This is a genomic window from Aurantiacibacter rhizosphaerae, assembly GCF_009807005.1.
Lineage (GTDB): Bacteria > Pseudomonadota > Alphaproteobacteria > Sphingomonadales > Sphingomonadaceae > Alteraurantiacibacter > Alteraurantiacibacter rhizosphaerae.
The window spans coordinates 106,852-129,958 of sequence record NZ_WUBR01000003.1 but is presented as its reverse complement, the minus strand read 5'-3'; the positions used below and the strand labels follow the sequence as shown (position 1 = coordinate 129,958).

20 protein-coding genes are annotated in these 23,107 nt (G+C 62.6%); 11 read left to right on the top strand and 9 right to left on the bottom strand.

The features are described from left to right. Window positions 1-17 precede the first annotated feature (17 nt). Both polA and GRF63_RS12960 read left to right on the top strand, forming a co-directional pair. Complete coding sequence (gene polA / locus GRF63_RS12965) at window positions 18-2,870, top strand: DNA polymerase I (protein ID WP_160486479.1); 2,853 nt, start codon at window positions 18-20, stop codon at window positions 2,868-2,870. Continuing rightward, complete coding sequence (locus GRF63_RS12960; protein WP_237392488.1) at window positions 2,870-3,979, top strand: mechanosensitive ion channel family protein; 1,110 nt, start codon at window positions 2,870-2,872, stop codon at window positions 3,977-3,979. Before polA ends, GRF63_RS12960 begins: the two co-directional genes overlap by 1 nt. A gap of 55 nt (window positions 3,980-4,034) precedes the next feature. Here the strand turns inward: GRF63_RS12960 and GRF63_RS12955 are convergent, their stop codons facing one another. After that, on the bottom strand, window positions 4,035-6,341 hold the full coding sequence (locus tag GRF63_RS12955; protein WP_160486478.1) for a CDC48 family AAA ATPase: 2,307 nt from the start codon (window positions 6,339-6,341) through the stop codon (window positions 4,035-4,037). 491 nt (window positions 6,342-6,832) lie between these two features. Between GRF63_RS12955 and GRF63_RS12950 the strand changes: the two genes are divergently transcribed. From GRF63_RS12950 to GRF63_RS12915, 8 genes are all read left to right on the top strand, one after another. Continuing rightward, on the top strand, window positions 6,833-7,552 hold the full coding sequence (locus GRF63_RS12950) for a CoA transferase subunit A (RefSeq protein WP_160486477.1): 720 nt from the start codon (window positions 6,833-6,835) through the stop codon (window positions 7,550-7,552). After that, a complete protein-coding gene (locus GRF63_RS12945; protein ID WP_160486476.1) occupies window positions 7,549-8,214 on the top strand; it encodes a CoA transferase subunit B in 666 nt (221 codons plus the stop codon). Before GRF63_RS12950 ends, GRF63_RS12945 begins: the two co-directional genes overlap by 4 nt. Before the next feature lie 46 nt (window positions 8,215-8,260). Continuing rightward, entirely contained in the window at window positions 8,261-8,584 is a 324-nt protein-coding gene (locus GRF63_RS12940) for a hypothetical protein (protein ID WP_160486475.1), read from the top strand. Next, complete coding sequence (locus tag GRF63_RS12935; protein WP_160486474.1) at window positions 8,584-9,267, top strand: glutathione S-transferase family protein; 684 nt, start codon at window positions 8,584-8,586, stop codon at window positions 9,265-9,267. The genes GRF63_RS12940 and GRF63_RS12935 overlap by 1 nt, the downstream gene beginning before the upstream one ends. Window positions 9,268-9,359: 92 nt before the next feature. Continuing rightward, window positions 9,360-9,902, top strand: a complete 543-nt coding sequence (locus GRF63_RS12930; protein WP_337189667.1) for a GbsR/MarR family transcriptional regulator — start codon at window positions 9,360-9,362, stop codon at window positions 9,900-9,902. Between the two features lie 26 nt (window positions 9,903-9,928). After that, on the top strand, window positions 9,929-10,468 hold the full coding sequence (locus GRF63_RS12925) for a hypothetical protein (RefSeq protein ID WP_160486472.1): 540 nt from the start codon (window positions 9,929-9,931) through the stop codon (window positions 10,466-10,468). A gap of 14 nt (window positions 10,469-10,482) precedes the next feature. Next, a complete protein-coding gene (locus tag GRF63_RS12920; protein ID WP_160486471.1) occupies window positions 10,483-10,857 on the top strand; it encodes a hypothetical protein in 375 nt (124 codons plus the stop codon). A gap of 274 nt (window positions 10,858-11,131) precedes the next feature. Further along, window positions 11,132-12,415, top strand: a complete 1,284-nt coding sequence (locus tag GRF63_RS12915; protein ID WP_160486470.1) for a spinster family MFS transporter — start codon at window positions 11,132-11,134, stop codon at window positions 12,413-12,415. Here GRF63_RS12915 and GRF63_RS16745 read toward each other — a convergent pair. The 7 genes from GRF63_RS16745 to hisS all read right to left on the bottom strand — a co-directional run bounded on the left by GRF63_RS16745 (window position 12,378) and on the right by hisS (window position 20,797). After that, window positions 12,378-13,640, bottom strand: a complete 1,263-nt coding sequence (locus tag GRF63_RS16745) for a DUF418 domain-containing protein (RefSeq protein WP_160486469.1) — start codon at window positions 13,638-13,640, stop codon at window positions 12,378-12,380. The genes GRF63_RS12915 and GRF63_RS16745 overlap by 38 nt on opposite strands. Before the next feature lie 21 nt (window positions 13,641-13,661). Next, on the bottom strand, window positions 13,662-14,882 hold the full coding sequence (metK, locus tag GRF63_RS12905; protein WP_160486468.1) for a methionine adenosyltransferase: 1,221 nt from the start codon (window positions 14,880-14,882) through the stop codon (window positions 13,662-13,664). A gap of 50 nt (window positions 14,883-14,932) precedes the next feature. Then, complete coding sequence (gene lnt, locus GRF63_RS12900; RefSeq protein ID WP_337189666.1) at window positions 14,933-16,540, bottom strand: apolipoprotein N-acyltransferase; 1,608 nt, start codon at window positions 16,538-16,540, stop codon at window positions 14,933-14,935. A gap of 77 nt (window positions 16,541-16,617) precedes the next feature. Continuing rightward, window positions 16,618-17,397, bottom strand: coding sequence for a DUF4167 domain-containing protein (locus tag GRF63_RS12895; RefSeq protein WP_160486466.1), 780 nt, complete (start codon window positions 17,395-17,397; stop codon window positions 16,618-16,620). Between the two features lie 217 nt (window positions 17,398-17,614). Continuing rightward, on the bottom strand, window positions 17,615-18,484 hold the full coding sequence (gene prmC / locus GRF63_RS12890; protein WP_160486465.1) for a peptide chain release factor N(5)-glutamine methyltransferase: 870 nt from the start codon (window positions 18,482-18,484) through the stop codon (window positions 17,615-17,617). Then, complete coding sequence (gene prfA, locus GRF63_RS12885; RefSeq protein ID WP_160486464.1) at window positions 18,477-19,544, bottom strand: peptide chain release factor 1; 1,068 nt, start codon at window positions 19,542-19,544, stop codon at window positions 18,477-18,479. Before prfA ends, prmC begins: the two co-directional genes overlap by 8 nt. After that, window positions 19,541-20,797 (bottom strand): histidine--tRNA ligase, encoded by a 1,257-nt coding sequence (gene hisS / locus GRF63_RS12880; RefSeq protein ID WP_160486463.1) that lies wholly within the window; start codon window positions 20,795-20,797, stop codon window positions 19,541-19,543. The genes prfA and hisS overlap by 4 nt, the downstream gene beginning before the upstream one ends. Window positions 20,798-20,995: 198 nt before the next feature. On the opposite strand from hisS, the gene ppa reads away from it, so the two are divergent. Beyond that, a complete protein-coding gene (ppa, locus tag GRF63_RS12875) occupies window positions 20,996-21,541 on the top strand; it encodes an inorganic diphosphatase (protein WP_160486462.1) in 546 nt (181 codons plus the stop codon). A 128-nt stretch (window positions 21,542-21,669) separates the two neighbouring features. Here ppa and GRF63_RS12870 read toward each other — a convergent pair whose 3' ends face one another. Then, entirely contained in the window at window positions 21,670-23,103 is a 1,434-nt protein-coding gene (locus GRF63_RS12870; RefSeq protein ID WP_202131747.1) for a mechanosensitive ion channel family protein, read from the bottom strand. Between the last annotated feature and the right edge of the window lie 4 nt (window positions 23,104-23,107).

Genomic DNA, 23,107 nt, shown 5'->3' with positions numbered 1-23,107 from the left:
CGTGCTAGCAGGCGCAAATGGCCGACAAACAGCATCTCTACCTGGTCGATGGTTCGGCCTATATCTTCCGCGCTTACCATCGCCTTCCGCCGCTCACCAATCCCGAAGGGACGCCGGTGGGCGCGGTGTATGGCTACACCACCATGCTGTGGAAGCTGGCGGAGGATCTGGACAAGGCGGAGGGGCCAACGCACCTGGCGGTGATTCTCGACAAGTCCAGCCAGAGCTTTCGCAACGAAATCTACAGCGAATACAAGGCCAACCGCCCGCCCCCGCCCGATGATCTGGTGCCGCAATTCCCGCTGATTCGCGATGCCACGCGTGCCTTCAGCCTGCCCTGCATAGAAGAACCCGATGTGGAGGCGGACGACATGATCGCCACCTATGCGCGCGCCGCACAGCGCGAGGGCTGGGACGTCACCATCGTTTCATCGGACAAGGATTTGATGCAGCTGGTGGGCGAAGTCGACGGCGCGAAGATCGACATGCTCGATACGATGAAAAACGCCCGCATCTATATCGAGGAGGTCGAGGAGAAATTCGGCGTTCCGCCTGAAAAGGTGGGCGATGTCCTCGCGCTGATGGGCGATTCGGTGGACAATATTCCCGGCATCTTCGGCGTCGGCCCGAAAACCGCCAGCAAGCTGATTGCCGAGCATGGGGATTTGACCGCGGCGCTCGATTCGGCGGAAGGGATGAAGAAGTCCAAGCTGAAGGAACGGCTGATAGAGCATCGCGCGGATGCCGAGCTTTCGCGCGTGCTGGTGACGCTGAAGGAAGATTGCGAACTTCCCCAACCGCTGGACGATTTTGCACTGGATGGCGTTCCGCCCGAACCGCTGGCCGCATTTCTGCAAACGCATGGCTTTTCCAGCCTGCTGCGCCGCCTCGATGCCGGAAACGGCAGCCCTGACCGCACCAATGACCTGAACCCCGCCAAGGCAGACAAGAAGGGCGCCGAAGCCTCCACCGAGGGCAACCGCCAGCCCTTGCCCGATTGGCCCGCGGTCGACCGTTCGCAATATGAATGCGTGCAGACGCTGGAACGGCTGGAAGCATGGGTTGAGCGTGCCTTTGCAGCTCGGCTTGTGGCGGTGGACACCGAAACCAGCGATCTGGATGCGATGGCCTGCGATCTCGTCGGCTTCAGCCTCGCCCTTGGCCCGAACGATGCCTGTTACGTCCCGCTGGAGCATTTCGGCGGCGACGGCGGCAGTGACGACATGTTCGCCGAACGGCCCGCGCAGGTGGACCGCAAGGCCGCCCTCGCCATGGTGAAGCCGCTGTTTGAAAGCGATGCGGTGCTGAAGGTGGGGCAGAACATCAAGTACGATATCAACGTGCTGAAACGCTGCGCCGGTATCGATCTTGCGCCGGTGCACGATACCATGATCATCAGCTTCGCCATGGATGCAGGCCGATCGCTGGATGGTATCGGCGGCGGGCACGGCATGGACGAGCTGGCAGAGCGCCACCTTGGCCACACCTGCCTGAAGTTCAAGGATATCTGCGGTACTGGCAAGAAGGCCATCCCCTTCGGCCAGGTGCCGCTGGACAAGGCGACCGAATACGCAGCAGAGGACGCGGATGTAACCTGGCGCCTCTATCAGCACCTGCACCCGCGCCTGCCGCTGGAAGGCGCCACGCGCATTTACGAGCGGGTGGATCGCCCGCTGATCCCCGTGGTTGCCGCAATGGAGCGCGAGGGCATCAAGGTGGACCGTGCCGCACTGTCGCGCCTGTCCGAACAATTTGCCGAAACCACTGCGCGGATCGAGAAGGAAATCCACGAGCAGGCGGGCGAGGAATTCACCATCGGCAGCCCCAAGCAATTGGGCGATATCCTGTTCGACAAGATGGGCTACAAGGGCGGCCGCAAGGGCAAGAGCGGGCAGTATTCCACCGATCAGGCGATCCTGGAAAAGCTGAGCGCATCGGGCGCGACCATCGCTGACAAGGTGCTGGAATATCGCCAGCTTTCGAAGCTGAAATCGACATATACCGATGCCTTGCAGCAGGCGATCAACGCTCAAACCAGCCGCGTGCACACCTCCTATTCGCTGGTGGGTGCGCAGACGGGTCGCCTTTCCTCCACCGATCCGAACCTGCAGAACATTCCCATCCGCACAGAGATCGGCCGCGAAATCCGCAAGGCCTTTGTGCCAGAGGACGGTAATGTGCTGCTGGCCGCCGACTACTCACAAATCGAACTGCGCCTTGCCGCGCACATGGCCGATGTGCCCGAACTGAAGGAAGCCTTTGCACAGGGTGAGGACATCCACGCCCGCACGGCAAAGGAAATGTACGGCGAGGTGGATCGCGATACGCGCGCGGCGGCCAAGACGATCAATTTCGCCATCCTATATGGCATCTCGCGCTGGGGCCTTGCCGGCCGGCTGGGTGTGGAGCCGGACGAGGCGCAGGAGGTGATCGATACCTATTTCAAGCGTTTCCCCGGCATCCAGAACTACATGCACCAGACGCTGGAGAGCGTGCGAGCCAAGGGATATTCCGAAACCCTGTTTGGCCGCAAGACGTGGTTCCCGCGCATCAAGTCCAAGAACCAGGCTGAGCGGCAGGGCAGCGAACGCGCAGCCATCAACGCGCCGATCCAGGGCAGCAGCGCCGATATCATCAAGCGCGCGATGGCCCGCATGCTGCCAGCCTTGGCAGAAGCGGACCTGCCGAATGTGCGCATGCTGCTGCAGGTGCATGACGAATTGGTGTTCGAAGTGCCCGAGGGCGATGTTGAAGCCGCCTCCCCCATTATCGAGAAGGTGATGGCCGAAGCTGCCCTGCCCACCGTGGAGCTGAGCGTTCCGCTGGGTATCGAGATCGGCACAGGAGCAAGCTGGGACGCGGCGCACTGATGAACGAAGCCCTGTCATCCATGCGCGACACCGTGCCCGATCACCTGCAGGCATGGCTGGTGGCGGCGCTGGCCGTCTTCGTCGGTGTGCTTGTGGCGCTGCTGGCGCACCGCATCCTGTTCGGCATCCTGAAGAAAGTGGCCAAATCTAGCGAAAGCGATGCCGACAATATCGTCGTGCGGCATCTGGCACGGCCCTCCAAATGGGCGATGGTGGCGTTGGGCGTGGTGCTGGCCGCGCGCGAAGTGCCCATCCTCGATACCGCATGGGAGAAGATCGCCGGTTTCGTAATGCCCGCACTGATCGGCTGGATCGCATTGTCGATCATGCGCGCCCTTGTCGCGGCGATGGAGCTGAAAGCCGATATCAGCGTCACGGACAATCTGGCGGCACGCCGCCGCCGCACCCGTCTGGCCATTTTCAGCCGCATCGGCACATTCGTGATCGTTTTCGTCACCATCGGGCTGATGCTGCTGTCCATACCCGGCGTGCGCGATATCGGCGTTACGCTGATGGCGTCTGCCGGGCTTGCCGCGCTGGCCGTGGGCGCCGCTGCGCAGCCTGCCCTGAAGGCGCTGATCGGCGGGCTGCAGATGGCGCTGACGGAGCCTATTCGTATTGACGACGTGGTGATCGTGGATGGCGAATGGGGCAAGATCGAGGATATTCGCACCACCTATGTCGTGGTGCAGATCTGGGATGAGCGGCGGCTGGTGGTGCCGGTCAACAAATTCCTGGAAGAGACATTCGAGAACTGGACGCGCAAGGGATCAGAACTGCTGGGCACGGTGTTCCTGCACCTAGACCCGCTGGCCGAAGTGGATCGCCTGCGCGGAGAATTCGATAGGCTGGTGGCGGCCAATCCCCTGTGGGACAAGCGCGCAAAGGCGGTGCAGGTTACCGATACCACCCTCGATTCCATGGAACTGCGCCTGCTGATGAGCGCGCGCAATGCAGGCGAGGCATTTGAACTGCGATGCCAGATCCGCGAGGGGATGCTGGCCTTCATCCGTGAACACATGCCCGAAGCCATTGCCGTGCGCCGCGTCACCTCCGCGACGGAGGCGTTGTGGGAAGCGGGCGAGGCCGGAATGGATAGCGGGCGTTAAACAGCGCGGGGGCGACCGCAGCTGCGACCGCCCCTTGATTCAAAAACTCACGAGATCAGTGTTTCGATTCGCGCGTGCTTTCCACCATGCCATCGGTGATGAAGCCAATGGGGTTCACTTCCATCGCGCGCTTCTTCAGCTCGCCCTTCATCTTCTTGTACTCGGCTTCCATCTTTTCCGTCACCGTGGCGCGGCTGTCTTCCAGCGCCTCAGTAAAGTCCTGATTGGTCACCTTGTCAGGAGAGCCCTTGGCCCGGCGGATGGCGTTGAGGCCAGCGCGGCGCACCACATCCTCCAGGTCAGCACCGGTGAAGCGTTCGGTTTCCTTCGCAATCGCTGCAAGGTCCACATCGTCCGCCATCGGCATGGCAGAGGTGTGGATGCCAAGGATATGCTCACGCCCCTTCTGATCGGGCGCGCCGACATACACCAATTCGTCAAACCGGCCCGGACGCAGCAATGCAGGGTCTACCAGCGTTGGCCGGTTCGTCGCCCCGATCACCACGATGGAGGACATTTCCTCCATCCCGTCCATCTCGGCGAGAATGGTGTTCACGACGCGGGCCGTCACCTGCGGCTCGTTCGCGGATGATCCGCGCGCGGGCACCAGGCTGTCGATCTCGTCGATGAAGATCACGCACGGCGCCACGGCACGGGCGCGGGCGAACATCTTGGCGATCTGCTGCTCGCTCTCGCCATACCATTTGGACAGGAGATCGCTGCTCTTGATCGAGATGAAGTTGGCCTCTGCCTCCTTCGCCACGGCCTTGGCCAGCAAGGTTTTGCCGGTGCCGGGAGGGCCATAAAGGAGAAAGCCCTTGGCCGGGCGTATGCCCAATTGTTCAAACGCGCGCGGGTTCTTCAGGGGCAGTTCCACGCCCTCCTTCAGCTTCTCCGCAGCATCGTCCAATCCGCCGATATCGTCCCAGCCGACGGTTGGCGCCTGCACCATCACTTCGCGCATGGCGCTTGGCTGCACGCGTTTCAGCGCCTCGCGAAAGTCGTTCTTTTCCACGCACAGCTCTTCCAGCACGGCAGACGGAATTTCACGTTCGTCCAGATCCAGCTTGGGCATGATGCGGCGCACCGCCTCGATCGCGGCCTCCCGCGTCAGGGCGGCAAGGTCTGCTCCCACAAATCCGTGCGTGGCGCGGGACAGTTCCTTCAGATCCACCCCTTCACCCAGCGGCATACCGCGCGTGTGAATGGCCAGAATTTCGCGGCGACCGCCCTCGTCAGGCACACCGATCACGATTTCGCGATCGAAACGGCCGGGACGGCGCAGCGCCTCGTCAATGGCGTCAGGCCGGTTGGTGGCGGCGATCACCACCAGGTTCGCGCGCGCCTGCAACCCGTCCATCAGGGTGAGGAGCTGGGCGACGAGGCGTTTCTCCGCCTCGCCCTGCACGCGTTCACGCTTGGGCGCGATGGAATCGACCTCGTCGATGAAGACAATGGCGGGCTGGCTGCGCTCGGCTTCCTCGAAAACCTCGCGCAGGCGTTTTTCCGATTCGCCATAGGCGCTGCCCATGATTTCCGGGCCGTTGATGGTGAAGAATTGCGCATCCGATTCGTTCGCCACGGCCTGCGCCAGCCGGGTCTTGCCAGTGCCGGGCGGGCCATGCAGCAACACACCCTTGGGCGGGTCTACGCCAAGGCGGGTAAACAGCTCCGGATAGCGCAGCGGCAGTTCCACCATTTCGCGCAGAGCGGTGATGGTGTCTGCCATGCCGCCCACGTCATCGTAATTGATCATGCCGCGGGCATCGCGCGGCTCTTCGAATTCGGCGCGCAATTCAACTTCGGTATTCTCGTCGATATGGACAAAGCCCTTGGGCACCGTGCTCACCACCTGCAGGCGGATCTGCGTCAGCGCATAGGCGGGCGCGTTGAACATGCGGCGAACCTCTGGCGGCACGTTCTGCACCGGCTGCTGCCCGTGCGTGGCCACCAGATCGCCTGCGGTCAGCGGCTGTTTGAAGAACACCTTCTTCAACGCTTCCCCCGGCCCATGCAGGCGCATTTCGCGGCGGGACGGGGCAAACACCACGCGGGTGGCCGGCTTTGTTTCCGCGCGGCGCACGGTCACATGCTCTCCCGATGCGGTTTCAGCATTGCCGCGCTGCAAACCGTCCAGCCGAATGACGTCGAGCGCCTCGTCCTCCTCATAGGATGGCGCGGCCACGGCCACGGTGGCGCGCTTGCCCTCGATCTCTACGGGATCGCCTTCGGTGATGCCCAGCTTCTGAAACGCGCTGCGCGGCATGCGCACCACGCCGCGGCCCGATTCTTCTTGCCGGGCGGCGGCCACCTGCAATCTTACCGTGCCATCTTCCACTTTTGCTGCATCCGCCTCGGCCATTGCTGTCCTGTCCTTTGGGTAGTTTCTATCCAGCGGAGCTAGGAAGCACCCGCTGCTATTGCAAACAGGCGGGCCCGATTATCGTGCCGAAAAACCTGTGGCCCAGTGCAGTATCGGCCCAGTTTCAGGACAGTTTCGAGGGAGAATTCTCGACCAAAGAAAAAAGGCCCGATCGTTGCCGACCGGGCCTAAAAGTTTTGGGAGAGGATGCCTGAAAGGCAGGGAGACATATGCGTCGATCCGCCCAATCTCGCAAGTGCGAAAAGCTCATCGCGTGTTGCATGACGTGCAACATCTATGGTTAACTGTTTTGGATCAGTAATTTATAATGCATGCACTTGGATGGAAGTGCAGAAACTGAATGGTGAATCAGCTTTTGGAAAAACATGTTTGCTGCATTGCGGCATTTCTCGTTTCGCTGGTGACAATTTAGCCTCTTCGCATTATGCGCAAGCTCACGACCTGCACCGACCACAATCAAGGACGCCGCGATGCAAAAACTCTTTCCTTCCGCCGAAGCCGCTCTGGAAGGCGTGCTGCATGATGGCATGCTGATCGCCAGCGGAGGCTTTGGCCTGTGCGGCATCCCGGAACGGCTGCTGAAGGCCATTCAGGACAGCGGCGTGAAGAATCTCACCTTCGCCAGCAACAATGCCGGGATCGACAATGAAGGCATCGGCATGCTCCTGCGCAGCAAGCAGGTGGCCAAGATGATCTCCAGCTATGTGGGAGAGAACAAGGAGTTCGAGCGGCAGTATCTCTCCGGAGAGCTGGAGGTGGAGTTCTGCCCGCAAGGCACTCTGGCAGAACGCATGCGCGCAGGCGGCGCGGGCATTCCCGGCTTTTACACCAAGACAGGCGTCGGCACGCAGGTGGCAGAGGGCAAGGAAGTGAAAAGCTTCGACAAGGGCGATGGCCCGGAAGACTTCATCCTTGAGCGCGGGATCTTTGCCGATCTTTCCATCGTAAAGGCATGGAAGGCGGATGAGACGGGCAACCTGATGTTCCGCAAGACCGCACGCAATTTCAATCAGCCTGCCGCCACCTGCGGCAAGATCTGCGTTGTCGAGGTTGAAGAAGTTGTGCCTGCCGGATCGCTGGACCCTGATTGCATCCACCTGCCCGGCGTCTTCGTGAACCGCATGGTGGTGGGCGCGCCTTACGACAAGAAAATCGAATTCGTCACGACTCGCGAACGGGAGACCGCATGATGAGCCAGGATACCAAGGCACAAACCAAGGGTTGGGATCGCAACCAGATGGCCGCCCGCGCGGCGAATGAATTGCAGGATGGCTATTACGTCAACCTGGGCATCGGCATCCCCACGCTGGTGGCGAACCACATTCCCGATGGCATGCAGGTAACCCTGCAGAGCGAGAACGGCATGCTGGGCATCGGCCCCTTCCCCTATGAAGGCGAGGAGGACGCCGACCTGATCAACGCTGGCAAGCAGACCATCAGCGAACTGCCGCATTCCGCCTATTTCGACAGCGCCACCAGCTTCTCCATGATCCGCGGCGGCCATATCGACCTCACCGTGCTGGGCGCGATGGAAGTGGCCCAGAACGGCGATATCGCCAACTGGATGATCCCCGGCAAGATGGTGAAGGGCATGGGCGGCGCCATGGACCTTGTCGCCGGCGTGAAGAAAATCATCGTGGTGATGGAACACACCAGCAAGCATAGTGACCCCAAGTTCATCCCCGAATGCACCCTGCCGCTGACCGGCACGAACGTGGTCGACATGATCATCACCGATCTCGCCGTGTTCAAGCGGGACGATCATGACAGCCCGTTCAAGCTGATCGAACTCGCTCCCGGCGTTACCGCAGAGGAAGTGGCCGCAAAGACCACGGCGCATTACGATAGCTGAGCCTCGCCTGGTCACAGGCATTCGCCTGCTGTGGGTTGTCGGTTTCGTGATCGGCATCCGCAATCACACGGCCGATGTGCTGGCCGATGGCTGGCTGCCGTATGATTACGCGCCACTGGCGCTCAATTGGTTCTGGACGCTGCTGCTGCCGATCGATGTGATCGTGGGCGCATTGGTGGCACTGCGCCAGCGCGCGGGCGTTGTGCTGGGTGTACTGGTGATGCTGGCCGATGTGGGCGTGAACAGCTGGTATGCCTATCGCACGGATTGGCTTGACCTGTTTCGCGCCCTGCAATTCCAGAGCCTGTTCCTGGGCTTCGTGATCGGCACCGCGCCCATGCTGTGGCAGCAACCAAAGGACAATCGCTGATGGCTTATGAACTGATTACCGCAAACCGCAATTACTCCAGCTGGTCTTTGCGTCCGTGGGTGCTGATGAAGGAACTCGGCATCCACTTCACGGACCGGGTGGAGCCTTTTACCAAGCCCGTGAACTGGGACGAATTTCGCGCATTCTCCCCCACCGGACAGGTGCCCGTGCTGCGCGATGGCGCGCGCACTATCTGGGATTCGCTCGGCATCACGATGTATCTGGCGCAGCGACATGACGGCATCTGGCCGCTGGATGAAGAGGCAAGCGCCTTCGCCATGAGCGCGGTGGCAGAGATGCATGGCGGCTTTTCAGCCCTGCGCAACCAGTGCCCGATGAATGTGGGCGTGCGCGTGCAGACAGGGCCGATGGATACAGCGCTGGCAAAGGACGTGATGCGGCTGAAGGAACTGTTTGAGATGGGGCTCCATCGCTTTGGCGGGCCGTGGCTGGCGGGGCCGGATTTCACCGCGATGGATGCGTTCTTCGCGCCCGTCGTATTCCGTATCCGCACCTTCGCCCTTGATGTGGGCGCTGGCCAAGCCTGGGTGGACCGGATGCTGGCGCTGCCGGCCATGCGCGAATGGGAAGATGCCGCGCTGGCGGAATCCTGGCGGGAGGAAAGCCACGAAGCGGAAGTGGGCGCGGCGGGCAAGATCGTAGAAGATTTCCGCGCCACCTGACCATGTGTTGGCGGGCGAGAGTTGACGGCTGCTGCGTTATCGTGCATTTCTGAAATTACAGAAATAGAAAAAGGCGGCACCGAGTCGTGCGAGTGACAGACATTCCCGAAGCCGAAGCCTTCATACTCCACTGGGGGGAAATGGGCTCGCATTGGGGTGTGAACCGCTCGGTCAGCCAGGTGCATGCCCTGCTCTACCTCTCGGACAAGCCGCTGCATGCCGAAGAGATCTGCGATACGCTGGGCCTTGCCCGCAGCAATGTCTCCACCGCGCTGAAGGAATTACAGAGCTACGGTATCATCCGCCGCACCCACATCATCGGCGACAGGCGTGATCATTTCGTGGCGGAAACGGACCTGTGGGAAATGCTGATGCGCATCACGTTGGAGCGCAAGAAGCGCGAGATCGACCCCACGCTCGCCACGCTGGCAGAACTCTCTGCCAGGCTGGAAGGCCGCAAGGACGTGCCGCCGCATATCGCTGAGCGGATTGGACGCATGCATACCTTCATGGGCACGCTGACCGGCTGGTTCGACGATGTCCGCAAGCTGCCCAAGGGCACGCTCATCACCCTGATGAACCTTGGCGGCAAGGTCGCCCGCTTCATCCCCGCCCGCAAGCAAAGCGACAGCTAACTCCCGATACGAAAGGATCAATTGTCATGACTGCCGATCCACGCAATACCGTTTCTGAAATTACAGAAATTACTGACAAGGAGCTAGGCCTGATGATCGGCTCCTTCTTCCGTGCCACAGGCTGGGGCGCGGTGGCTGGCGGCGGTTTCTTCTTGGTCTTTACAGTACCGGCGGGCCTGACAGCCATGATCTCGCAGGGCGACCCGCAGGGCCTGTTGCTGGGCCTGCTGCCGCTGGGAATCGCCTTGGCCGGAACACTGATTGGCATGCTTCTGATCGGCCTACCGCTGACCGCCCTGCTTCGCCAATTTCGCCGGGAGCGCGCGCCCATCTTCGCCGCAGTCGGCATGGTTGGTGGACTGGTCTTGCCGATGCTCTTTGCCGCCTTGTTGGAAGGCGCATTCAACAGTGGCACGCTCTGGATTGGATTTTTCTTTGGTCTGTTCGGCGCATTGGCAGGCGGCGTCTGCGGCAAAATCTGGGGCAGCTATCGTGAAGACGTCGCTCGCGCGGCCGATGGGCCGGAAGGCGCCCCCACCAACCCCTTCCACGACATGATTTACTAAGCAGGAGAAGTACGATGACCGAACTGAGCTATTTCGCCTATCTCTTCATCGCCATTGCCCTCATCGGCTGGGTGGCGCGCACGCTGAGCGTGAACGGGGAGGTTTTCCTGGTCGATTGCTTCGGCCATGACGAGGTGCTGGCGCGCAGCACCAATCACCTGCTGGTGGTGGGGTTCTACCTCGTCAACATCGGCTTCATCCTGCTGACGATCAGCCTTGGTGCAGAGCCGACCACGCTGGCCGAAGCCATCCGCTTCGTCGCCACCAAGGTGGGGCTGGCGGTGATGGTGCTGGGCTGCTGGCACTTCTTCAACATGCAGATGATCGCCCGCTACGGCCGCAAGGTGGGCCGCTGGGTGCGCGAGAACCACGGCGCGAAACCCGCCTGACCGGGTGCCAGGCTTTCCTACAAGAGGCTGCGCATGGCCGGATGGCCCCATGCGCAGCCTTCCTCATTCCCACTCCCCTCATGCTGCGAGGGCAGATGGATCGAAAAGTCACAGAGCGGTCTCTCGTTCTGCAGCTATCGCGCTGCGCGCAAACGATAAATCGGGCAATTGCCGATTTCCAAAAGCCCCCCTTCGCCGTTCCAGATCGCCAGCAATAGCCTCGCTTCATTGCGGGGTCGCCTATTTCGTCTATGCCTTGTTGCGGGAGAGGGACATGAAAACGCGCAAGGCATCGCCGACGCTGGCACTGGTGGTGATCGCATCGATCGCGACCGTCGGCTTTATCGACCGGATCGTGGTGAATGTGCTGGTGGAGCCGGTGAAGGTCGAATTCGGCCTTTCCGATGCGCAGGTTTCGCTGATGGCCTGGGCCTTTGCGCTGCTCAATATCGGCGCCGGGCTGGTGGTGGCGCGCACTGCGGAGCGGGTGCGGCGCCTCACGCTGATTTCCTTCGGCACGATCATCTGGTCCATTGCCACGGCGGCCTGCGGCTGGGCGGGAAGCTGGGTGCAATTGCTGGTGGCGCGCATGGGCGTGGGGTTGGGAGAAGCCATCGGCCTGCCCGCGAACCAGTCCGTGGTGGCAGACTATTTCCCCGCAAACAGGCGCGGTTTCGCGATTTCCTGCCTCCTGCTCTCCCCGCCGCTCGGCGCCTTCATCGGCTTTGTGGGCGGTGGCTGGATCGCGCAGGAATTCGGCTGGCGCATGACCTTCCTGATCGCCGCGATACCGGGGCTGTTGATGGGCTTTGTCGCATGGTTCTTCATCGCAGAGCCGAAGCGCGGGCAGCACGATCCCGGCGCCAGCGAGGACGTGCCGCCTATCTCCGCCGTGCTGGCGCGCCTGTTCCGCCTGCCAAGCGCGCGCAACCTCGTCATCGGATCGGCGCTGGCGGCAATGCTGGGCTTCGGCCTCAACTTCTTCTTTGCCTCCCTGATGGTGCGCGAATTCGGCGTGGGGCTGGCAGAGGCGGGGCTTTACGCCGGCCTTATCGCCAGCCTGCCCGCGGCGCTTTCGGTGGTGGGCAGCGGCTGGCTGGGAGACAGGCTGGGCGCGGGCAACCCACGCGCCTATGCGCTGATCCCCGCAGTCTCCCTGCTGATCGGCGCGCCGCTTTATGCCTTTGCAATCACGCGCACGGATCTGCCGCTGCTGCTGGGCCTCGTCAGCATCGCGACCTTCCTGAACTTCGGCTATCTCGGCATCACCTACGCCACCTTGCAGAATTTGATGCACCCGCGCATGCGAGCGACGGCAGCGGCAATCCTCAACGGCGTATATGGCGTGGCAGGCGGCCTTGGCCCATCGCTGCTGGGGTTGCTGAGCGACACGCTTTCGCCCGAATATGGCGCGGCGCGCGGGCTGGCGGTTGCCATGGCGGTGAGCGGGCTTGGCTACCTGTGGGCCTCCGCGCATTACTTTATCGCAGCGCGCCGGCTGCCCGCCGATATGGACAGTGTCAGGACCCCGCCTCCCGCCGCAGGGCCCGTGGCTTGAGATCGGCGAGGCTGCGCCACAGCCACTCCGCCGGACCCATGCGGAAATGCCGCAGCCACGGGGCGGACCACGCCAGTATTGCGGCGGTAGGCACAAGGCAGAGCAGCAACGCCTGCCCGCGCGAAACCTCGGCAAACAGGCCAAGGCCCCAGCCTGCGAACATGACAGCGAAGATCAGGCTGGTGGAGAGGTAATTGGTCAGCGCCATCCGTCCGGCAGCGGCAAGAAGCATTGTAGAGCGATGCTCTTTCAGCGAGCTGCCAAACAGCGCCATCGCGAACGCGGCATAGGCTACGCCCAGCGCGAGGTCGAAGGGTGCGCTCCACACCAGCACATTTGCAGCGGTCACGATGGGATCGAAACCGCTGTTCATCGTCCATCCCGCCAGTGCCATTAACACGGGGAGCGACGCGCTCGCACATATCAGGCCAAGGCGCATGGCGCGCCGCGCCTCCCACTGCCCCGCCAGCAATCCGCAGCGCCAGAAAGCCATGCCCAGCAGCATCGCCGCCAGCGCCGATGGCAGCGAAGCGGCAACGAAGCGCAACTGCTGCTCTGCCTGCGAGAGTCGCAGCGTCACCCGCTCCCACAGCCCTGCGTCATTGCGCTGGATAGCGGCGGTGATCGCATCGGGATTGAAACCATATGCCGCCTCCGCCACCTGCCACGGTGCCGGGTCCACCAGCGCGCCGCCGGCCCGCTGTTGCCAGTAGGCCAGCCAGTCCCAGGCATACCAGCCAGACACCGCTAGCTGACCCGCCACCAGCGCGCCGGAGACCAGCAGCAATGTGCGCACACGCCAGCGCAACGCCAGTGGCAGCAGCAAGCCGGCCACGGCGTAGCTTCGCAGCACGTCGTTATTAGCGAGGAACACCGCATGGGCCACGGCTATCACCAGCAGTGCCGCCATGCGGGCAAAATGATCGCGCAGGGGATGGGCGCTGCGCTTGTCCAGCAGGATCGCCACGCCCGCGCCAAACATCATGGCGAACAGTGCGCGGAACTTGTCCTCCACCAGCACGAAGCTGATCGCCCACAGCAGCGTTTCGCCCAGATCGTGCCCGCCAAAGGCGCGCGGGTTGATATAGGCCGCGGCGGGCATGGAAAAGGCGATGACGTTCATCGGAATGATGCCGATGATCGCCACGCCGCGCAGTGCGTCTAGCGCCGCGATGCGCCTGTTCGCCGATGGCGTGGAGGTCAAGGCGGTGCCGTGATCGCTCACCCGCGCCGCCCCTTGAAGCGTTTACGCCAGCGCTGCCTTCAGATCATCCGCCAGATCCGTGCGCTCCCACGGGAACAGGTCGCCCTCAGCCTTACGGCCGAAGTGCCCGTAGGCGGCGCTGGTCTGGTAGATCGGTTTGTTGAGGCCAAGGTAGGTGCGGATGCCGCGCGGGGTCAGGCCGCCCAGCTTGTCGATACCGCGAATGGCATCCTCGATCTTGTCGTCGGCAACCGTGCCCGTACCGTGCGTGTCGACATAGAGCGACAACGGCTCCGACACGCCGATGGCATAGGCGATCTGGATGGTGCAGCGCGTGGCGAGGCCGGCGGCCACCACGTTCTTTGCTAGGTGGCGGGTGATGTATGCGGCAGAACGGTCCACCTTGGTGGGGTCCTTCCCGCTGAACGCGCCGCCGCCATGCGGGGCCGCGCCGCCATAGGTATCGACGATGATCTTGCGCCCGGTAAGGCCGGCATCGCCATCGGGGCCGCCGATCACGAACTTGCCGGTGGGGTTGATGTGCCACGCGGTGTCGTCCGACAGGAAGCCGTCCGGCAGGATGTTGCGGACAACGCCCTTCACATAATTGTGCAGCTCGGCTTCCTTGTCGCCCTCGTCATATCCTTCGGCATGCTGGGTGGAGACGACCACTGCCGTGCAGGCAACGGGCTTGCCGTCCTCGTAGCGCAGCGTAACCTGGCTCTTGCTGTCAGGCTCCAGGAACGGGGCTGTGCCGTTCTTCCGGTCTGCCGCCATCTGTTCCAGGATCTTGTGGCTGTAATCGATGGGGGCCGGCATCAGGTCCGGCGTCTCGTCACAGGCGAAGCCGAACATGATGCCCTGATCGCCCGCGCCTTCATCCTTGTTGGAGCCTTCGGTGCCCGCATCCACGCCCTGCGCGATGTCCGCGCTTTGCGGGTGCAGGTGGTTGACGAAAGTCAGGTCACCCCAGTGAAAGCCGGACTGTTCATAGCCGATGGCCTTCACCGTATCGCGCACGGCCTTCTCGATCTCTGCCTTTGCGCCGATCACCCAATTGCCATCTGTATCAATCATGCCCTTGCCGCGCACTTCGCCGGCCAGCACCACATTGTTGGTGGTGGTGAGCGTTTCACAGGCCACGCGCGCTTCGGGATCTTTCGACAGGAAAAGATCGACCACGGCATCGGAGATCTGGTCCGATACCTTGTCCGGATGGCCTTCGGAAACGCTTTCGGACGTGAACAGATAGGATTGGCGCATGTTGGAGATTGCCTTCTCTTTTGGTTAATCGATTGCTTCGACAGGCGGCCCTAGACAGGCTGCCGACGCATGGCAACAAAACCTGCCAGCATCAAGACGATGGACCATGCCAGGCCCAGCATGTTCCCGAAACGCGCAAAAAGCGTTGGCGCGGTTGCGGGTGGCACGCGTGCATCAATGCGTCCCTGCACGTGCTGGGCAAGGTGTTGCCGCACCACGCCGCGCGCATCGATCACCGCGCTGATTCCGGTAGTGGTGGCGCGCAGGACGGGCAGTCCCTCCTCTATCGCGCGCATGCGGGACTGGGCCAGAAACTGCGGCTGTGCATTGCCGCCGAACCATGCCTCGTTAGACGGGTTGAAGATATAATCGGCGCGGTTGCTGCGATCCGTCACCTGCCCGCTGAAGATGATTTCATAGCAGACCTGCGGGCTGACCTTGCCATATTCGCCCAAGTCCAGCGTGCGCGGGCCGGGGCCGGGCCAGAAATCGATAGAGCCCGCCACCAGCCGGGTGAGGCCCAGCGGCTCCAGCCATTCGCGCATGGGCAAATATTCGCCATAGGGGACAAGATGCGCCTTGGCATAGCCGCCCAGAAGTTCACCATCACTGCCAATCGCGGTGACGGCGTTGCGCGCACCCAATGCACGCACAAAGCCAGTCTCGTCCGCGCCTATTTCAAGGTCCACTGCGCCTGTCAGCAGCACGCTGTCATCACCCACGGCGGTGGCCAGGCGGCGGCGGGCATAGAGCGGGCTGCCCAAGGCGGTGGTGCGATCGTAATAGCGTTGCGGATATCCCTCTCGCAGATAATCCGCCATGCCGCTTTCGGGCCATAGGACGATGCGCGGTTCGGCGTCGGTATTCGTACCGGCGCCACTTTCTTCGCGCCGGGAAAGCTGCGCCAGTCGGTTGTAATTCGCCTCGAAAAAGCGCGGATCGGAAATTCTCTCCTGCCGGATATCGGGCTGGACTATCGTGACCAGCAGATCACCCTGCTGCGCTTCTCCGGCGGGCCAAAACATTCCTGCCACCAGCAGCAGCGCGGTGGCCCCGGCCGCCAGCCAGTTTCGCTCTTTCAGCATCAGCACCAGCGCGCAGCCCAGCAACACCGCCAGGCCAGACAGGGCATAGGTGCCCATGATGGGCGTGATCGCGGCGAGGCCAGGGCGGTCCATCGGACCGAGGAGGACCATGCCAAGCGGGTTCCAGACATAGCCGGAGAAAACCCAGCTTCGCAGCCATTCCGTAAATATCCAGGCCCCGGCAAAGGTGAGCGCAAAGGCCAGCCCTGCGCGGTTTCTTACCACCAGCCGCGCGATTATCGCGGCCAGCGCGGGATACACGGCAAGATACAGCGCCAGCAGCGGCACGGCGGCCCAGCCCAGCATCGCGGGCATTTCGGATTGGAAGGTGAAGGCCGTGGCAATCCAGTTGTTGCCAAGGGTGAAATGCGCCACGCCGAACAGCCAGCCCAGTCTGAACGCGCGCAGCCAGCTGGCGGTATTGGCGGCGATCAGGGCAAACAGCCCCACTGCCAGCAAGGCGACGGGCCACAGGCCCAACGGTTGAAACCCGGTGGCGGACAACAGGCCAAGACCCAGCGACGCCAAATGCGGGTGGGCATCAAGCCGCTGTGTCACCGAGGGCTGGGTCACCGAATGCTGTTTCAGGGAATGCCCGCTGGCCATTGCTGTCGCGTCCTGCCGCGTGGGCTATGCCGCAACCGCGCCTGTCAGCCTACCGCTTCAAGCGCCTCTCCGCCATCGTCCTCGTCCGTTTTCTTGCGGCGCGTACGGGTGGCGGGCTTGCGCTTCGGCTTTGCTTCTGCGGCATCGTCATCTTCGGATGCGCGCGCGATGGCGGGCGGCAGCATGCTGGGGTCCAGGCTGCCATCGTCTTCCACCTGGTCTTCCGCATCCTTGCGCTTGCGGGTGGCAGGTTTGCGAGCGGCTGGCTTGCGCGCCCTCTTGGGCTTTTCTTCGCGGGCATCGCGGGTGAAGGGATTGTCATCATCCTCCTGATTGCCCGCTGCGCCTTCTACGCCCTCGTCCATATCATCGTCGCTGTCGCGGCGATTGCGGCTGTTCCCGCGGCCATTGCGACCACGATCATTGCGGTCATTCCGATCACCGCGGTCACTGCGGCTGTTGCGATCATTCCGGTCGCCGCGATCATTGCGATCGTCGTCGTCATTATCGTCGTCATCGTCGGAATTGTCAGTGCCGCGCTCTGCATTGCGCTTGGCCTGCGCCTCGTCCTTCTGTGCCTTGTTATCGGCCAGGACGCGGAAATAGTGATCCGCGAATTGCAGATAATATTCGGTCTGCACCCGATCGTCATTCAGCTGGGCTTCGCTGGCCAGCTTCTTGTATTTTTCCAGCATCTGCGGGGCGTTGCCACGCGCGCGGGAATCGATCCGGTTGTTGGAGAGGTTACCACCGCCTCCGCCGCGATTGTTGTTATTGTTGTTACCGCGGCCGCGACGACGATTGTTGTTCCGATTGTTATTCAAGGGCTATTCGCTTCCTCAATCTGGCTGCGGCAAAAGCCGTCCGGCCATATAATCCATCGTGAAAACAGCATGTCGTCAAAACAGCATGTCACGAGGCATCCCGATCCCTTGTCTGCCCTATTCTGTTCTGAACAGTCGCGCTGCGGCCTTATCGCCGCTTAGCTGGCAAATGTTGGGGTTTGATCCAGCGCCTTGCGCCGTGGACCTGATATCAGGGTTAGCCACTCGATTCGGCTTTGCCAAGCCTTAATCGCAGTAAAAGCGCCCTGTCGCGCTGCCCAAGGTCTTTATGTGCAGTTGCGGCAAAGCCATGCTGTTGCGCGATTTCGCTAACCATTTCAGCCTGTGTGGACCCGATTTCCAGCACGGCGATGCCGTTTTTCATCAACAGTTTGGGCAATTGCGGGATCAGGATTGCATAATCGTCCAGCCCATCCGGCCCGGCGAAAAGTGCGCTTGCAGGTTCGTAATCGCGCACATCGGCATCCAGTTGTGCATCGCTTTCCACATAGGGCGGGTTGGCGATGATGAGATCGAACTGGCCAAGATCATCGGCCCAGCCGGGCACGGTCCAGTCCGCCACGCGAATGTCCGCCCTGCCTGTCATGCCAAGCCGGGCAGCATTGCCGCGCGCCACCTCCACCGCCGGTGCAGACGCATCGATACCCACGCCCTGCGCGTCCGGCAGTTCTGCCAGCAATGTCAGCAGCAGCGCGCCGGAGCCGGTGCCGCAATCGAGGATGCGCGGCGCTTCGGGTGCAGCATTCAGTACAGCATTCAGGGCCGCTTCCACCACGCTTTCGCTATCTCCGCGCGGGATCAGCACATCGGGCGTGACGGCAAAGCTGCGCCCGTAAAACTCTTGCGCGCCGATGATATAGGCCACCGGTTCACACGCGGCGCGGCGATCCACCAACGAGGCGAAACCTGCGGGCGCGGCGTCCTGCATGCGCCGCAGCAACATGTCAGACCGGCTGCAACCCAGCGCATGCGCCATCAGCAGTTCAGCATCAAGCCGGGCGGTGTCGCTGGTGCCGGAGAGGCGCGTGGCGGCCTCCCGGATGGCGCTGGCGACCGTGTCAGCCATCCATCGCCGAAAGCCGCTTGGCCTCGTCCTCCGCAATCAGTGCGTCCACCATTTCGCCAAGACCGGTGCCTTCCAGCACCTCCGGCAGCTTGTGCAGCGTCAGCCCGATGCGGTGATCGGTCACGCGGCCTTGGGGGAAATTATAGGTGCGGATGCGTTCGGAACGGTCACCGCTGCCCACCATCGCCTTCCGCGCCTCGGCCTCCGCGCCCTGCGCTTCGTCGCGGGTCTTTTCATACAGGCGCGCGCGCAGCACTTGCATCGCCTTCTCGCGGTTCTTGTGTTGGCTACGCCCGTCCTGGCAGGTGACGACGAGGCCGGAGGGTTCGTGCGTGATGCGGATCGCGCTGTCCGTTGTGTTCACGTGCTGGCCGCCTGCCCCGCTGGCGCGATAGGTATCCACCTTGAGGTCAGTCGGGTCGATATGGATGTCCACCTCGTCCGGCTCCGGCAGCACGGCGACGGTGGCGGCACTGGTATGGATGCGCCCGCCGCTCTCGGTAACGGGCACGCGCTGCACGCGGTGCACGCCGCTTTCGAACTTCAGCTTGGCGAACACGCCGGTGCCCTTGATGTTGGCCACCACTTCCTTGAAGCCGCCGACTTCGGCCGCGTTCATGCTGACAGGTTCCACCTTCCAGCCCTGCTCTGCCGCGTATTTCTCGTACATGCGGTAGAGATCGCCCGCGAACAGCGCGGCCTCGTCCCCGCCCGTGCCGGCGCGGATTTCCAGCATGGCGGGACGCGCATCGGCGCTGTCGCGCGGCAGCATGGCGAGGGAGAGCTTGCGCTCTGCTTCGGGCAGCGCCTTGCGCAGCGCGTCCAGCTCCTCTTCCGCCATCGCCTTCATCTCAGGGTCGGAGAGCATATCCTCCAGCCCTGCGATTTCCTCGCGCATGGCGGAAACCTCGGCGGCGATCTGCGCCACCGGCTCCAGTTCGGAATAGTCGCGGCTTGCCTGGACGAACTCGTCGCCCTCTAGCTGGCCGCTGGCCATGCGCGCTTCCAGCTCGGCGAAGCGGTTTGCGATCTGGCGCAGGCGTTCGGCGGGAATGCTCAATTCAGCACTGCCTTGATGCGAGCGGTCATGTCGTCTTCCGCCTTGATGCGGACGTTCGTCTCGCCGTCCTGCACCGAAAGGCCCACTATGGCACGCGCGCCAGCTTTCACCGCCTTGTCGAAACGCTTGCGCGGGCTGCCGCTGGCGATCATTTCGGCAGACAGGCCCTCGGCCCGCAGCCTGCCCAGCGAGCGCACGCCTTCGGTTATCAGGCTGTCGTCCTCTACCACGACAGTAGCATCCGCAGGCGCTTCGCCCTTTTCGCCCACCAGCATCGCCAGCCGCTCGATCCCGGCGGCCCAACCCACCGCAGGCGTCGGCGCGCCACCGAGCGATTCCATAAGGCCATCGTAACGCCCGCCGCCAAGGATCGTGCTCTGAGAACCCAGCGCATCCGCCGCAGCCGAACCTTCGTCGGGAATGAACTCGAACGCGGTGTGGCGGTAATAGTCGAGGCCGCGCACGAGGCTTTCAGCGCGCTTCCACTTCACGCCCGCCGCATCCAGCCCGCTGGTGACGGCATCGAAGAAGGCGGTCGCCTCGTCCGACAGATAGGCGTCGATCTTCGGCGCATCGGCCACGAATTTCTGGTCGCGCCGATCCTTGCTGTCGAGAATGCGCAGCGGGTTCTTTTCCAGCCGCTCCTGCGAATCCTCAGACAATTCATCCTTCACCGCGCCGAAATATTCGATCAGCGCCGCGCGCCATGCATCGCGGCTATCGCCATCGCCCAGCGTGTTGAGGTGCAGCGTCACATCCTCGATGCCCAGCTCGCGAATGATCTGGTCCGCCATGGCCAGCAGTTCCACGTCCGCCTGCGGTTCGGCGGCGCCGATGATCTCGGCGTCGATCTGGTGGAACTGGCGATAACGGCCTTTCTGCGGACGTTCGTAACGGAACAGCGGGCCGTGTGTGCCCACCTTCAGCGGGGCATGCTGCTGCCAGCCATTCGTCAGGAAAGCGCGGGCGATACCGGCGGTGAATTCCGGGCGCAGCGTCAGCGATTCTCCGCCGCGGTCCTCGAAAGAATACATTTCCTTGGAGACGATGTCGGTGGTTTCGCCGATCGAGCGGGCGAACACCTCGGTCTTTTCGAACACCGGCATTTCAACCCGGCGGAAGCGATACAGCTTGCGCACCCGCTCGAACGTCTCGACGACGAAGGCGAAGGCTTCTGCTTCGGGCCCGAAGATATCCTGCGTGCCGCGAATGGCCTGGGGAGTCTTCACGGACGGTGTTTTGCTCTTGCTCATGGGAGGAGGCCTTTAGGCCGCGCGCAAACTCCCCGCAACATTTCCCGAAACGGCACAGGCCGCAATCAGGGCCGCGCAGAGGCGATTCAGTTTCAACGCACCCTTTTCTTTCCGAAACCGCGCGGCTAGGTGCCCGCCAAGACTAACAAGGGCCTGCTCTGCAGAAGAGTTTCGGCGCCCGCATGACAAGGTAAAGCAATGCGCATCGAACATATTCCCGTGGGCGACAATCCGCCTGACAGCCTGAACGTCATCATCGAAGTTCCCACCGGCGGCGAACCGGTGAAGTATGAGTTCGACAAGCCATCGGGCGCGCTGTTCGTGGATCGTATCCTGCACACGCCGATGCGCTATCCGGCAAACTACGGATTCGTGCCGCACACCCTTTCACCCGATGGCGATCCGCTGGATGCGCTGGTGATCGCGCGCTCCCCGTTCATCGCAGGCTGCGTGGTGCGTGCGCGCCCCATCGGCGTGCTGAACCTGGAAGACGAGCATGGCGGCGACGAAAAGCTGATCTGCGTGCCGGTGGACACCACCTTCCCCTATTATTCCGACGTTGGCGAAACGAAGGATCTGCCCAGCATCATCTTCCAGCAGATCGAACACTTCTTCACCCACTACAAGGATCTGGAGAAGGAGAAGTGGGTGCGCGTTGGCGAATGGGGCGACGCCGCAGAAGCCAAGCAGATCGTTCTCGAAGCGATCGAGCGTTACGAGGCAGACAAGAAGGCAAACGGGTAACAGACCCGGATGCCGAGCGCGGGGCCGGGTCTGTCAATCCGGCCGCCAGCCCTTATTTCCTGAAGGCGCTGTTTTTGCAGTGCGGACTATACAGCACACCGCGATGCCAGCTTAATCCGGCTGGATGATCATTCCACGGGGCGGGACGAATCGAGCAGGTCCTTCGCCTGATCACTATCGCTGGCGCGTTCATCTTCCACCATGCGGGCAATTTCGTCCTCCGGCCCCACGTCTTCTTCCAGCATGGTCTTTGCCGGAGCCGGTGATGGCGTGGATTCGGGTGCCGGTTCTGTTGCAGGCTCAGGCACCGCAGGCCGCGCGCTAGTCTTGGTGCCGCTGATTTCGCCAACATTCTCGAACGGCAATGGCATCGTGCGCTGGTCAAACCGCAGGCGGTAGATCGGCTCTGGCAGGGCGAAGCCTGCCTCCTCCAGCGCCGTTTTACACGCCGCGATGGATCGGCTCTTGGCCTTGTGCCAGTCCGCCTCGCGCTGATCCACCCAGCCCAGGAAGCGCAGGATCACGTTGGAATCGCCAACCTGCGTGATGCGCACTTCGGGTGATGGATCGTTCAACACAAAGGCCAGCGCGCCCAGCGTATCACGGCCCAGCCGCCGGGCGGCCTCGGCATCGTCATCCGCATCCACGCCCAGTTCGAAATCGAAACGGCGCTGCGGATTGCGCGTGTAATTGAGAATTACCGCCTTGAAGACCGTGGAATTGGGAATGCGCAGGTGATTGCCATCCAGCGTCATCAGCACGGTGGCGCGGCTGGTCAGGCGGATCACGCGGCCTTCGTGGCTTTCGATCACCACGTGGTCATTCGCGCGGAATGGCTGGCGCAGGCTCAGCATCAGGGAGGCGACGTAATTCTCCACCGTATCGCGCATCGCAAAGCCCAGCGCGATACCCACCACGCCCGCACCGCCCAGCACAGCGCCCAGCAGCGCGCCCGCACCGATCATGTCCAGCGCGATGACGATGCCGAGAATGACGAAGACAAAGCGAATCGCGCTGACGATCAGTTCGGCGAGAAATCCGTTAGGCGCAACGCGATGCCAAAAGCCCGTGAACGACGCGATGAGATAGCCAAAAGCCGCGATCAGCAGCGCAATCAACAGCGCCGCGCCTGCCAGCGGCAGCACGCGGGTGAACTTCTGCACCCGGTCGCCCAGCCCGCCGATCCCCTCTTCAAGATTGACGGAGACATCGCGTTCGATGCCGTTTTCCACGGTGGCCACGCCTTCCACACCGGCGGCGATGGCCTCTGCCCGGGCGGCGGCTGCATCGTCGGGCACGGTGCCGGACAGGATCACCACGCCCCGGCGCACGTTCACATCAACCTGGGCCAGGCTGGGGACGTTGGCGAAGATGTCGTTAAGGCGCGCTTCGATGCGCCCATCCTCGCCGGGGTCTTGCGACAGTTCAATGGAGCCCGCTTCCGGCGCTGGCGTGGCGGCTTCTGTCTCTGCCGCGGTATCCGGCACCAATGCGGTGGCATGGGCCTGCACTGCCAGCAGGCTGAACAGCAGCGCGGCAACAAGGCGGCGAAGGATGATCAAGAAA